Below are 12,496 nucleotides of genomic sequence, written 5' to 3'. Positions count from 1 at the left end.
CTTGAAAATCTAGTGAAAATTGATTGAAAAACATCATTTTTCGCTAGCTCTTTTCAGTGCGCCCTTTTTTCTGAAAAAAAGAGTAACTGCTCAGAACTTTGAACTTGACATTTCACCACTAGACTTTCATTTTCCGTGGAAAGGAGGTTTTTCAGAACTCAAAAGTGTGCTAAAATAAGAAGGATTTTGAAATGTAATGAGTATTATAGTCTTTTAGCCTGTTTTTAGCACAAGGCAGCGAGTCGTAGACAGCTCAAAATCTCCTGCAGATATTTTGAGTGACTGATAAAACTTTCGAAGAAAGTTTCAAATAAGTACGGCAAGACGAGCTAACACAGTCAAAAAAGATAAACTAAAAGAGTATATTTATGAAAGGAGCCTCATGAAGTTCTATTCCTATGACTTTGTTTTGAATCAAATTCGTCAAGACAATTGGCTGCTAGCCGCTTTCTTGATAGCCTTATTACTGATTCTGGGCTACACTGCTTTTCTGGCCTACAGAGATAAACGAGATTCCAAGTACCGTGAACTGGTTATTATCCTAGGCTTGACGCTACTCGTGTCTGGTTTATCTGGATTTGAAAGTTTGCAGGCCAACAGTCAGGCCAACAATCAGTATCGAACTTCAATCCATTTCATTGAAAAGGTATCCGAGAATTTAAAGGTCAAACCCAATCAGGTCTATGTCAACACTTCTGCTGAGACCAATGGGGCTCTCCTATATGTAGACGGTCAATTCTACCGAGCCATCTCCGGCAGCGAACCGGATACTTATCTCTTGGAAAAAATGGACCTACACTCTTTTGACTTAGAACTAGTGGAGGTAAACCAATGAATATACTCTATTTAGATGCCACGATTAAATTAGCCATTGGCTTATTAACCTTAATTGTGGTAATCAACATTTCTGGCAAAAGTAACCTGGCCCCCAACTCTGCTACGGACCAGGTACAAAACTATGTGTTGGGGGGAATCATCGGAGGGGTTATTTACAATCCTTCAATCACCCTTCTCCAATATGTCATCATTTTAATGATTTGGACCATCTTAGTCCTTAGTCTCAAATGGTTAAAGACACATAACCACACCATTAAACAAATCATCGATGGGCAACCACGGGTCCTGATTCAAAAAGGAAAAGTAGATGTGGAAGCCTGTCGAGCCGCAGGACTTACCGCTGCCGATTTGACCTTAAAACTGCGTGGTCAGGGGATTTTCCGTATTGCCGATGTCAAAAGAGCTGTTTTGGAACAAAATGGCCAACTCATTGTCGTCCAAGCTGGAGAAGCCAACCCCAAGTATCCAGTCATTACAGATGGTGTTGTCCAAGTCGACATCTTGGAATTGTTGGACAAGAACCCTGAATGGCTGCAGGAACAACTAGGGGTCCTTGGGTATGAGGAAACCTCTCAAATCTTCTTGGCCGAATATGACCAAGGTCAACTAACCATTATCACCTACGAATCATAGAAAGGAAACACAATGTCTTCAATCGTTCAACACAAGCGGGTTGAGTTCACCGAACTCTTCTACGACCTCGTTTTTGTTTATGCCATTTCCAAAACCACTGGACTTATCCACCATTTGGAAGAAGGAGTTTTGCCTCCCTTCCACTTTTTCTCTTTTTTAACCTGCCTACTCTTACTGGTCAATACTTGGATGATTCAAACCATGTTTACCAATCGTTTTGGGAAAAATTCCTTGTTTAATATGAGTATCATGTTTGTAGATATGGGACTAATGATGCTGATTTCCAATTATTTTACCTTGGACTGGCAGAGTAATTTCCATGTATTCGATCTTATTTTTGCTCTTCTATCGGGCACCCTTCTCCTTCAATACGCTGTTCAATTTAGACAGAGTAAAACTCAAGAAGAACGTGAACTCATCGGTGCCTTTTTAAAAATACTAGCCGTTCGAACCATCGGTGTGCTCATTGCGGGTTTACTTCCCTATCAATATGGAATTTGGGTTTACTTTGCTTCTATCATGGCTTCCTTCCTTATGCCAATTGCCTACCGAAAACCCATGGGGCTTATTCCCATCAATTTTCCCCATCTCGTAGAGCGAATTTCCCTCCTCGTTATTATTTCATTTGGAGAAATGATTGTTGGAGTGGCCTCCTTCTTCCAGGCTGATACATTCGGAGCCCATTCCATCTTTTTCCTGCTTATCGTGGTTCTGCTCTTCTTACTCTATTTCGGTGAATTCGATCACGTCTTGGATGAAAGTCTCAATACCCTAGGTATGCGTCTCATTTACAGCCATTATCTCATCTTTGCTGGAATTCTCATGATTACTGTTTCCATGACCTTCCTCAGTGAACACGAAGCCAATCACCTCTTCGTCGTTGGTTTCCTCTATAGTGGGCTTTTCGCCTTCCTCCTGGCCATCATATTAAATGGGGTTTACAATAAGCCTGCCTACAAGTGGACTCGCTCCTACCAAATCACTTATTGGAGCCTGTTCGGACTAGGACTTCTTGGGAGCCTCATCTTTGCCAGCTCACCGCTCACAGTTACCGTTATTACCACAGCAACCATCTTCCTTATCTGGACTCATTTCATTCGTTTTTATATGAAAAATCACCGTGAATCCAATGATCCGCATAAGATCTATTTTATCTAAAGAAAGGGCCTCAACAAGGCCCTTTTTTGCTCACTAAAAATCCTTATCTGTCACGCTCCTTCGCCTCTTTTCGCAATTCCGTATAGTAGTTAATGACTACACCCGATAGGGCGGCAAAGAAAATCATTCCATAAACCGTCAAAAACACACACAACCAGCGTCCCAAAAAAGTAACGGCTTGGTAATCACCATATCCAACAGTTGTGGAGGTCACAAAGGCAAACCAGACCCCATCCCAAAATGATAGGATTCCGGGTTCCACCACCGTTAAGAGTGACCCAACCATGAATAAAAATCCGGCAAAAGACAAGGCAAATTTCATAAATCCAGTATGCTGGAGGATTGTAATCAAGATATTTAATCGCTTCATATCACACTCCCCATAGCTGCAATACGCTTAGCCGTCTCCGCTACCGGAAGGCCAATGATGGTATTCACATCTCCAGCCACATAATCAATGAACCGTGGATCCAAATCCTGAAAGCCATAGGCTCCCGCTTTATCCATTGGCGATTCAGAAGTTAGATAGGCTTGAATGACCGGCTCTAATTCTGGATAGTATTCCACAAAGCGAATGTCCGCTACCGTATAATATACATCTAGGGAATCCCCCTGTTTCAGGCAAACCCCTGATACAACCTGGTGGGTTTGTCCAAAATAGGAACGAAACATGGACTCAGCTTCCTCACGGTCATGAGGCTTATTATAAATCGTTTCTCCAAAAACAACCATGGTATCAGCAGCAATCCTTAAAACCGCCGGATCCTCCACCTCAACAGCTCGTGCTTTGGCTAAAGCCAAATCACAACAAGTTTTTCCTGCCCGCTCCAAGAAGGGAAGTTCTTTAAATATTTCCATGGAGGCTTCCTCGACAGCTCTTTCATCCACGTCTACCCCGACAATTTTTGGAGAAAGAAAATCCAACAGTTCTCGTCGCCTTGGAGACTGGCTCAGAAGGTAGATTTCCTTTGGTGGGGAGAATTCGCCTGACAATTGGTATTGAATGGTATGGGTCATAACATCGCCTTTCTATTCCTTATACTCTTTTAGTTTATCTTTTATTACTGTGTTAGCTCGTCTTGCCGTACCTATTTGAAACTTTCTTCAAAAGTTTTATCAGCCACTCAAAATCTCTGCAGGAGATTTTGAGCTGTCTACGACTCGCTGCCTTGTGCTAAAAACAAGCTAAAAGACTATCTCACCCCATTATAGCAGAAACCGAACTGGCTATGAGCTTATCTTATCTAGGGGTTCGTTTAGAGTAAGTTTTTATTTGACTTCCTAATACAAATTATCTACAGTTATACTAAGTGAGTCTTATTTGAATGGAGGTATCCATCTGTTTCTCTATTATGCAATTTTTGATTTCGATGTAGATGGAATCAACATCTCCTTCCCAGATTTAGAAGGTACCTATAGTTCTGGATCTGATATGCAGGAAGCACTCTTTATGGCCCAAGATCTCTTGGAAGGTTGGCTACTTCTTGCTGAAGAAGCGGGGAAAGCCTTTCCACTTGCTTCTACTTTAGAGGTAATCCAAGAACGTTTTCCAAATCGGTTTATTGTTCCAATCTCGATTAACTTAGAACTTGCTAGAGAAAAACACTTTGGTAAGCCTGTTAAAAAAAACTTTGACTATCCCAGTTATACTCTTTTAGTTTATCTTTTATTACTGTGTTAGCTCGTCTTGACGTACTTATTTGAAACTTTCTTCAAAAGTTTTATCAGCCACTCAAAATCTCTGCAGGAGATTTTGAGCTGTCTACGACTCGCTGCCTTGTGCTAAAAACAAGCTAAAAGACTATACATCAATAGACTCGCAATTGAAAATGGAATTAACTTTTCACATGTGCTAACGGAAGCCCTAAAAGAAAAGCTCCAAGTTCTTTAAGTCAACTATTTATACTTAACTAACTTCTAAATCGGAATACTCGAAAAATTTCAAAAAGATGACTAGGAAAGCCGATGATGGTAGAACTAAAGTTCACCGAAGAGGCTTGACAACGTCAGATTTTGAAATTTAATGAGTATTATTTCCTTGAACTCATCATTTCTCTTAAAAGTAATAGATTTTTATCTGTTAATGTCCTGTAAAATTTCGATTCCATTATCAAAAGGTGAACCATGCTCCAACAAACAGAATTCCACTCTCCACTAGGAAAACTCATTCTACTTGCAGACGATAAAGCACTCCATGGTGTCTGGTTTCAAGACCAAACCTACTTCGGAGCAGGCTATAATCTAGATGCTATCCCCAAAGGAAACAATGCTATTCTGGGACAAAGTAAAGACTGGTTGCAGTCCTATTTTGCCGGTGAAAATCCACAGCCACACGTGCTTCCCTTAAAACCCGAAGTTACTGTTTACCGACAACAGATTTTAGACCTCCTCTTGGAAATCCCCTATAGACAAACCCGAAGCTATCTCGACCTGGCGATGGCGTTTGAGCGCAAAAACGGTCGCCCCACCTCTCCACGTGCTATCGGCGGAGCAGTTGGCCACAACCCCATTAGCCTCATCATCCCTTGTCACCGAATTTTGGGTCATGATGGTTCCCTAACTGGTTATGCCGGTGGAATCGAGCGAAAAATCTGGCTTTTAGAACATGAAAATCCCCAGTAATGATGATATAGTCTTTTAGTTTGCTTTTAGTACAAGGCAGCGAGTCGCAGGCAGTACTAAAGTACGGCAAGACGAGCTAACACAGTAATAAAAGATAAACTAAAAGAGTATATAGTCCTACTTGAGTAGACAGTACTAAAGTTCAGCTTAATTCAACTGTCTCCTCAACACGGAACGTATCACTTCTGTTGTTTTGCTATTTTCAAAAACGGAGGTGATGTGCTTTACCGTCCTCCTTCTGGGAAGCCCTATACTCAACTTCACAAAAGATAAGCCCCTCGGTAATATTCGAGGGGCTTTCAAAGGTTTGTTATTGTTTTAGTAAGTGAAGAAGGTTATACTCATTACATTTCAAAATCTGAATGTGTTAATCCTCTTCGCCGAACCCTAAGTTCTGTCTTCATCGGATTGCCTTTTCAGATTTCGAACTGTTTCGAGTATTAGAAGCCATTGAGGGCTATTTTTTCCGTCTCGCTTTCACTCCACCAAGAGTCGTCAACATGGCTAGTCCTGCCACACTAAGTACATAACCAGCATCTGATCCAGTATTTGGAAGAGACTCTGGGTGTTTCCTAGCTTCAGTATTGTTCTTCACATCTTCTTTGGCTATACCGGTGTTCGCAACTTGTTGAATATGCAAGTCTGTTTTTTGTCCAGCAATCGGACGAGGAGCTTTAGGCTTAGCCTGGTTCAAGAGTGATAAGTCTGGGTTTTGTAAATCCTTCTTCTTATAGGAGTACAGATCAAAACTTGGTAAATCCTGACGAGTACCGTCGCCTACGCTGGTGCCAAAGTCGTAGCTTGGCAACTCTTTACGGGTGCCGTCGCCTACGCTGGTGCCAAAGTCGTAGCTTGGCAACTCTTTACGAGTACCGTCGCCTACGCTGGTACCAAAGTCGTAATTTGGCAAGTCTTTACGAGTACCGTCGCCTACGCTGGTGCCAAAGTCGTAACTTGGCAAGTCTTTACGGGTGCCGTCGCCTACGCTGGTGCCAAAGTCGTAGCTTGGCAAGTCTTTACGAGTACCGTCGCCTACGCTGGTGCCAAAGTCGTAGCTTGACAAGTCTTTACGAGTACCGTCGCCTACGCTGGTGCCAAAGTCGTAGCTTGGCAAGTCTTTACGAGTACCGTCGCCTACGCTGGTGCCGAAGTCGTAGCTTGGCAACTCTTTACGAGTACCGTCGCCTACGCTGGTGCCAAAGTCGTAACTTGGCAAGTCTTTACGGGTGCCGTCGCCTACGCTGGTGCCAAAGTCGTAGCTTGGCAAGTCTTTACGAGTGCCGTTCTCAAGTATCTTACCTTGTTTCAAGACCAGGTTCTCAAAAGCTTGAGACAAACTTGCCAATTCTTGATCTAATTGTCCTTGCTCGCCTCTATGATGATTCCACTTCACTGCTTTAAAGGCTTGTCTGAAGCTGGCTAGACTTTCTGGCGTGTAGATGGATAAATCTTTTGGTACTTGAGATAACAAGACTTGTGCGGCACTGTAATCCGCCAAGAAATAAGCTGGATTTTTGTCCGCCAAGGCTTTGATGAGTTGTTTGGCCAATTCTGGTTTGTACTCACGGCTTGGATCATCTGCCCAAATGGCCACCATACTACCGATACTTGGAACATCTGCTCCCTCAGTTTTTGGAATTGCATTGAGGTGAGCGTTCTCAACTCCTTCTAAGGCTTGGTCTAAGTTATACCATCCTCCATTAGCATTATCACGACCAACGATATAATACCAAGCATCATTGGTATTCAGAATAGCATGCCCTTTGTCTGATAAGAATTTAGAGGAAGCGACGTCATAGCCATTCCATCCACCAGTCCACATAGACACAATAATGTCCTTATCGAATTGACCGGCACCTTCTTCTTGATTATAGTAGATACCATCATTAAAGGCCATTGGTTGGAGCCCATGGCTCTTAACAATCCTTGCTAAATCATTGGCATAATCCACAAACCGTTTGTAGCCGTCCTTTGGATAGTCCTTACCGGTCACAACAGATGGATCTCCTTGAAGAATCCGCCAACCTTTCGCCGAATCTGTTACATCATTGGCAAACTCATCCAAACCAATATTAAAGATATCCACTTTACCACTGAAGTAGGCAGCATATTTATCAATGAGAGCCTTGGTGAACGCAACTGCTTCCTCATTGGTGATGTCCACCGTTCTCTCTGAAGAAAGTCCATCAAATTGGAAATTCGGATGATCAATCCCCAATTCCGTCATCGCCACCAAGATAGCATCCATATGTCCCGGACTATTGATAACTGGGATAACCTTTAGATTGCGCATCTTGGCATAATTCAGCAACTCATCCATTTCATTTTGGGACAAAGCCGAACCATTTGGATCCTTGTAGTAATGATCATTTCCAACTTGGATAGCATCTTTGACCTCTTGACTAGAATAAGAGTGACCATTGACAGTCAAACTCATATCGTCCAGAAGGAAACGGAGACCATCATTTCCTAGCAGGAGGTGGAAGTCTGTATAGCCATGCTGACTAGCCGCATCCATTAAATCTTTGAGTTGAGCTACAGAGAAGTACTTCCGCCCCGCATCAATCGAGAGTACTTTCTTCAGAGCCAAACGCTCTTCTTGCTCTTTCGCTGCTAGAGCCACTGGATCTGTGGTCTTATCTTCGCGCACTCGTAGCTCACTTGCTGCCATAAAGGTATTGGCACGACCACTGTCACCAACAGTCTGCAGAGCTTTTAGCTTCACATAGCGAGCTGCAGTTGGTTTAAAGGAGACTTCTTCCCAGTCACCTGTATTGTTAAAGCTACCAGTACCTGCTAAATCCCAGGATTGATTATCCAGACTTGTGTAAATTTCGTAAGTTTGAACCTTACCATTGCTGCCGCCATCAGACCGACCCCAGTAGGCTAAGCCATCTAAAGTACGAACCTTGCCAGCATCGATCGTTACCCAAAGGTCTTTACGTGGGCTACCATCCCAGGAACTATGCCAAATTGTAGATGGATCTCCATCCAAAACATTTTCAACAGCATTCTCTGGCCCTTCTTGAAGAGATCCTGGAATAGCCTGTGTTTCAATCCGAGGGACATAGTTCTCTGACAAACCACGTTCTGCTATCTGCGCTCCAGGTGTTATTAGGCTCGCGTATTTGACCGCTAAACTATCGGCAGCCAGATTGAGACGATTGACTTCAGCCTCCACTCGGGCATCTTGCTGACGGCCAGTAGATTCTGTCGCATGATAAGCATTGGTTCTTCCATATTCCCGCTTTACAGAAGATAGGAGTTTTTCTACATCTTGAGCTGCTTCCGGAGATAGCGTCTTGATGTAGGCTAATTTTTCAATTTGGGCCTTCGCTGCTTTCAAGTGCTCAAAACGAGGACTGGTTCTTGGGGTTTCATCGCCTCCCTTATCCCCTGGGTAAACAAGGAATGGATCCCCACTTTCCCACCACCAGTGATCAATATTTTTAAGAGGATCCTTCACCCAGGCATCATAAGCCCAACGAAGATAGCCATCTAAACCTAGTGATGCCGCATACCAAAGGGTCCAAGCACTTTCTACTGGAGCACTACGAGCTACTGAGTTCGGATAGTCACCAACTGCAGTGTAAAGTGTTGTAGTAAAGCCCTTCTGTCGACGGTCTTCCGCCAGTTGCCGTACTAAATCTGGATCCTGAATATGGGCTAGATTGATGGAAATATCCTCAATATGATTCAGGATGTCTGCCTTTTCGGCAGAGTAATTCATGGCTGCACTGAGTTTTAGCCGTTTTCCTTCTTTATTCTTAAATTGATTGACCAATTCAAGAACATGCTCCATATCCGCAATTGGACGCTCATCCATGGAGAGGAAGGCTTTGTCAAACCAAGATTTTTGATCCAAATGCTGAATATAAGCGGTCAAAAATTGTCCCCAAATGTTCTTCCATTCGGCACTACCGGTTGGTAACTTGACCTTCTCCATTTGATTGCTAGCTTCGTCAAAGTAAGCAACTTGATTATCCCAAGGAGTTAGCGAGAAGGACTTGATCTGCTGATCAATCCCTAGTGAAAGGGCTAAGTCAACATATTTATCAAAATTCGTAAAGTCAAAACTAAAAGTCTGATCCGCCTTCTTGGTCCATTTAACCATACTTGGATAGGCATCATAAGTTTGGGAGTTCCACGGGTCCTCGGAAATAGTGGTCGTAATCGAGCTACCCCCAACTTTGACATACTCCGATAGTTCCTTCCGCAACAACTCTAAATGGCGATTCCCAAACCATTCATCCTGACTCAAACCAAAATAACGAGCAGTCGTAAACGGATACTGCCAGAGATCCATACTGAATCGTTTTTTTCCATCCGCCTTCAAGTCCAGCACTTGTACATGGTAATCGAGCTCAACCGTCTCCTGGAGGTTATCCGCTAGCACACGAACAGTCCCCTTGTACTTGCCTGGTTGAACCCCTTCAGGCAAGGTTAACTGCAGCCAAACCGGTTGAAGCTGACCACGAGCCACATCCACTTGAGCAGCCTTATCCAATACATCCGGAATATTTTCACGTGGCACCTCTGGACCAGGGAGTTTTCCATAAACAAAACCGCGTCCAATGTGTCCCTCGGTCTCTTTAATAAAGAAGGATTTGAGAGCAGAGGCTGGAATAACACCGCCCTCACCGACAAAATCACTGACCTGGATCCGGGCATTTTTCAAGTCTTGGTTCTTATTCACAATAACCAATTTTCGGTTATCCTGATCCCCTAACCAAAGGCGAGAAACTACCTGATCTTGCGGGTCCTGCCGAAGGAATTGCGAGTACTCCCCTTGCTTGGTATGCTGGTTAACACTTCCATAAACCGCATGAATTCCTTCTTCCTGCGGAACCTGCTCATCTGTAAAAATCTTAACTCCTACATGTGAATAGTAGAGATTATTAATGGGCTGAATGGTCAAGGTCTGCTCTTTGAGCTCTAAATTCTCAATTGTATAGAGTAATTTCGCTAATTCTTGCGGACCATCTGTATTGACAACTGCAACCTGCCGACCATCTACTGCAATGGAAATTTGAGCTCCCCCTTGGAACTGGTCACCGTAGATTTCTACACGGTTCCCTACAAAAGGAATATGGACACTGCCAGAAACACTCCCATGAGAATCTCCAAAATTTTCCCATGGCCCTTCATAGATTGTGCGCGTGTCATTAGTATGGGGAATCAATTCTCCCTCATCCTGTAGGGATCTCGCCACTCTTCGTGAACGAGGCTGTGCTTCTACTGGAGCCACTTTATCTGCCTTGTCTAAAGAAGCAGCTTCTTCAACTACAGGCACATCTGGATTTTGCTGTTCAGGTTGTTCAGGCTGTTGAGGCTGTTCAAGCTCAAGTTTGCTGTCATCAGCAGTTGCGACCGGCTCTGCTTCCCTATCCAGTTCAACAACCGTCCCCTCAACTAGATCCGGAATGGATTGCTCAATATTTCCACTCTCTCCTCCATCCTGCTGGCCATTTGCTGATACGGGATTTGCAGTGACGAAGGTCAAACCAACCATCACAGATACCAAACCAACAGAGTATTTTCGAAGTGAGAATTTTTGATTTTTCTCAAATGATTTCATTCCTAACACCTCCATAGATAATGAAACTATATATCTATGGTAAATGAAAGCGTTTCCTAAGTCAACTCAAGAAACTCCACAAAAAACTGGTCTTTTACGAAATACACTCAAAAATAGCAATTCTACGGGCTTGACAAAGTCCCCTATTACATTAAGACCTACTGAAAAAAACCAACTTGAATAAGAGCAAAAAAAGAGGAGGTTTCCCTCCCCTTCATTCTGGATTTCACTATTTCTCTAACAGAGTCAGAAATCCTATTTTGCAACATCTTAACGACGTTTCCGACGTTTGGATTGTACCAAACCTAGGGTACCAATCAAACCGAGACCAAGAGCAACGGCTACTCCGTTTTCTTGACTACCAGTGTTAGGTAGAGTTCCTTGCTCCACTTGTTTAATTGGAGAATCACCCTTAGCAGGTACTGGACGAGTTGACGGAGCACTTTGACCAGCTTGACCTGGAACTTGAACAGAAGCAATCGCTACTAGTCCAGCTTCCATCGCTGCTGACACACCTGCTACATCACTTGCCGCATCGATCGCTGCTTTGGCTTTAGCTACTTCCTCAGCTACTTTAGCTTTGGCTGCCGCTTTCTCAGCTGCTGTTCCACTTGATGCATCAATCGCTGCATTCTTAGCTTCCGCAGCTGCGTCGATTGCTTTCTTAGCCTCATCCTTAGCTTGCTCAACAGATGAAACTGCTGAAGAAACTTTCACGGCTGCAATAGCTGCGATACCAGCATCTTTGGCTTGATCAATCGCTGAAAGACTTGGTGCTGCATCGATGGCTGCTTTAGCTTTAGCTGCTTCCGCCGCTACTTTAGCTTTGGCTGCCGCTTTCTCAGCCGCTGTGGCACTTGATGCATCAATCGCTGCATTTTTAGCTGCAACTGCTTGATCAATCGCTTCTTTAGCCGCTGCTTTCGCCATTGCTACTGGATCTACTGCATTGATAGCAGAAATTCCTGTGTCTTTAGCCTTGTTAACAGCATTCACATCTGCGGCTTGATCAATTGCAGACTTCGCTGTAGCTGATTCTGCATCCACTGCTGACTTAGCCGCTGCTTTTTCTGCAGTTGTCAAATCAGCGCGTGCATCAATTTCTGCTTTCTTCGCTGCTGCTGCTTCATCGATCGCTTTCTTAGCGTTTTCTTTAGCTGCTGCAACTTCATCTTTCGATGGTACTTCAACAGCTGAAACAGATTTCACACCTTCGTCCTTTGTAGTGTTGATTGCGTCTACACTAGCTGCTTGATCAATTGCCGCTTTTGCTTTCGCAACTTCTTCCGCTACCTTAGCTTTGGCTGCTGCTTTTTCTTCATCGGTCGCACCAGAAGCATCGATAGCTGCATTCTTAGCTTCCGCAGCTGCATCAATCGCATCCTTGGCGGCTTTCTGAGCTTTCATCCATCCTTCAAGATCAAATGACGGTTTATCATATTCAGTACCTTCACCAATCTTCTTAGCAGGTACCCGTACAGCTTCAACTTCTTTGACACCAGAATCTTTTGCTTCTGTTACTGCATCTGCTGTCTCTGCTGCATCGACTGCTTCTTTAGCTTTGTCCGCTTCTGCTTTTGCTGCTTCCTTAGCTGCTGCTTTTTCTTCATCAGTTGCGTCTGATGCGTCAATCGCTGCTTCTTTCGCTGCCAAGGCTTCTTCGATCGC

At 43.7% G+C, this 12,496-nt stretch carries 9 protein-coding genes; 5 read left to right on the top strand and 4 right to left on the bottom strand.

Going from position 1 to position 12,496, the window contains the following annotated elements; translation table 11 throughout:
* Positions 1–382: 382 nt before the first annotated feature.
* Genes JEQ21_RS07645 through JEQ21_RS07635 form a run of 3 tightly spaced genes read left to right on the top strand, consistent with a single transcriptional unit; the run spans position 383 to position 2,628 of the window.
* A complete protein-coding gene (locus tag JEQ21_RS07645; RefSeq protein ID WP_196091953.1) occupies positions 383–835 on the top strand; it encodes a DUF3290 family protein in 453 nt (150 codons plus the stop codon).
* The gene (locus tag JEQ21_RS07640) at positions 832–1,470 is read left to right on the top strand and encodes a DUF421 domain-containing protein (protein WP_196091954.1); all 639 of its coding nucleotides are present in this window, start codon (positions 832–834) and stop codon (positions 1,468–1,470) included. Before JEQ21_RS07645 ends, JEQ21_RS07640 begins: the two co-directional genes overlap by 4 nt.
* A 12-nt stretch (positions 1,471–1,482) precedes the next feature.
* Positions 1,483–2,628, top strand: a complete 1,146-nt coding sequence (locus tag JEQ21_RS07635; protein WP_196967273.1) for a low temperature requirement protein A — start codon at positions 1,483–1,485, stop codon at positions 2,626–2,628.
* A 43-nt stretch (positions 2,629–2,671) separates the two neighbouring features.
* Here JEQ21_RS07635 and JEQ21_RS07630 read toward each other — a convergent pair whose 3' ends face one another.
* Both JEQ21_RS07630 and JEQ21_RS07625 read right to left on the bottom strand, forming a co-directional pair.
* Positions 2,672–2,998, bottom strand: a complete 327-nt coding sequence (locus JEQ21_RS07630) for a potassium channel family protein (protein ID WP_196091956.1) — start codon at positions 2,996–2,998, stop codon at positions 2,672–2,674.
* Complete coding sequence (locus tag JEQ21_RS07625; protein WP_199364774.1) at positions 2,995–3,645, bottom strand: Maf family protein; 651 nt, start codon at positions 3,643–3,645, stop codon at positions 2,995–2,997. The genes JEQ21_RS07630 and JEQ21_RS07625 overlap by 4 nt, the downstream gene beginning before the upstream one ends.
* Before the next feature lie 304 nt (positions 3,646–3,949).
* Between JEQ21_RS07625 and JEQ21_RS07620 the strand changes: the two genes are divergently transcribed.
* Both JEQ21_RS07620 and JEQ21_RS07615 read left to right on the top strand, forming a co-directional pair.
* Positions 3,950–4,309, top strand: a complete 360-nt coding sequence (locus JEQ21_RS07620; RefSeq protein ID WP_199364773.1) for a type II toxin-antitoxin system HicB family antitoxin — start codon at positions 3,950–3,952, stop codon at positions 4,307–4,309.
* 443 nt (positions 4,310–4,752) lie between these two features.
* Positions 4,753–5,250, top strand: coding sequence for a methylated-DNA--[protein]-cysteine S-methyltransferase (locus JEQ21_RS07615; RefSeq protein WP_199364772.1), 498 nt, complete (start codon positions 4,753–4,755; stop codon positions 5,248–5,250).
* Between the two features lie 457 nt (positions 5,251–5,707).
* Here JEQ21_RS07615 and JEQ21_RS10310 read toward each other — a convergent pair whose 3' ends face one another.
* The gene (locus tag JEQ21_RS10310) at positions 5,708–10,828 is read right to left on the bottom strand and encodes a glycoside hydrolase domain-containing protein (RefSeq protein WP_199364771.1); all 5,121 of its coding nucleotides are present in this window, start codon (positions 10,826–10,828) and stop codon (positions 5,708–5,710) included.
* Positions 10,829–11,098: 270 nt separating this feature from the next.
* The coding region (locus JEQ21_RS07605; RefSeq protein ID WP_199364770.1) for a DUF1542 domain-containing protein at positions 11,099–12,496 on the bottom strand (1,398 nt) is incomplete at its 5' end.

It is taken from the genome of Streptococcus sp. 121, from assembly GCF_016458205.1.
GTDB lineage: Bacteria > Bacillota > Bacilli > Lactobacillales > Streptococcaceae > Streptococcus.
This window is presented reverse-complemented; position numbering and strand designations above follow the sequence as displayed.

Coding starts and splice junctions, on each gene's coding strand:
- JEQ21_RS07635 (WP_196967273.1), top strand. CDS start 1,483: ATGTCTTCAATCGTTCAACACAAGCGGGTTGAGTTCACCGAACTCTTC.
- JEQ21_RS07615 (WP_199364772.1), top strand. CDS start 4,753: ATGCTCCAACAAACAGAATTCCACTCTCCACTAGGAAAACTCATTCTA.
- JEQ21_RS07630 (WP_196091956.1), bottom strand. CDS start 2,998: ATGAAGCGATTAAATATCTTGATTACAATCCTCCAGCATACTGGATTT.
- JEQ21_RS07645 (WP_196091953.1), top strand. CDS start 383: ATGAAGTTCTATTCCTATGACTTTGTTTTGAATCAAATTCGTCAAGAC.
- JEQ21_RS07640 (WP_196091954.1), top strand. CDS start 832: ATGAATATACTCTATTTAGATGCCACGATTAAATTAGCCATTGGCTTA.
- JEQ21_RS10310 (WP_199364771.1), bottom strand. CDS start 10,828: ATGAAATCATTTGAGAAAAATCAAAAATTCTCACTTCGAAAATACTCT.
- JEQ21_RS07625 (WP_199364774.1), bottom strand. CDS start 3,645: ATGACCCATACCATTCAATACCAATTGTCAGGCGAATTCTCCCCACCA.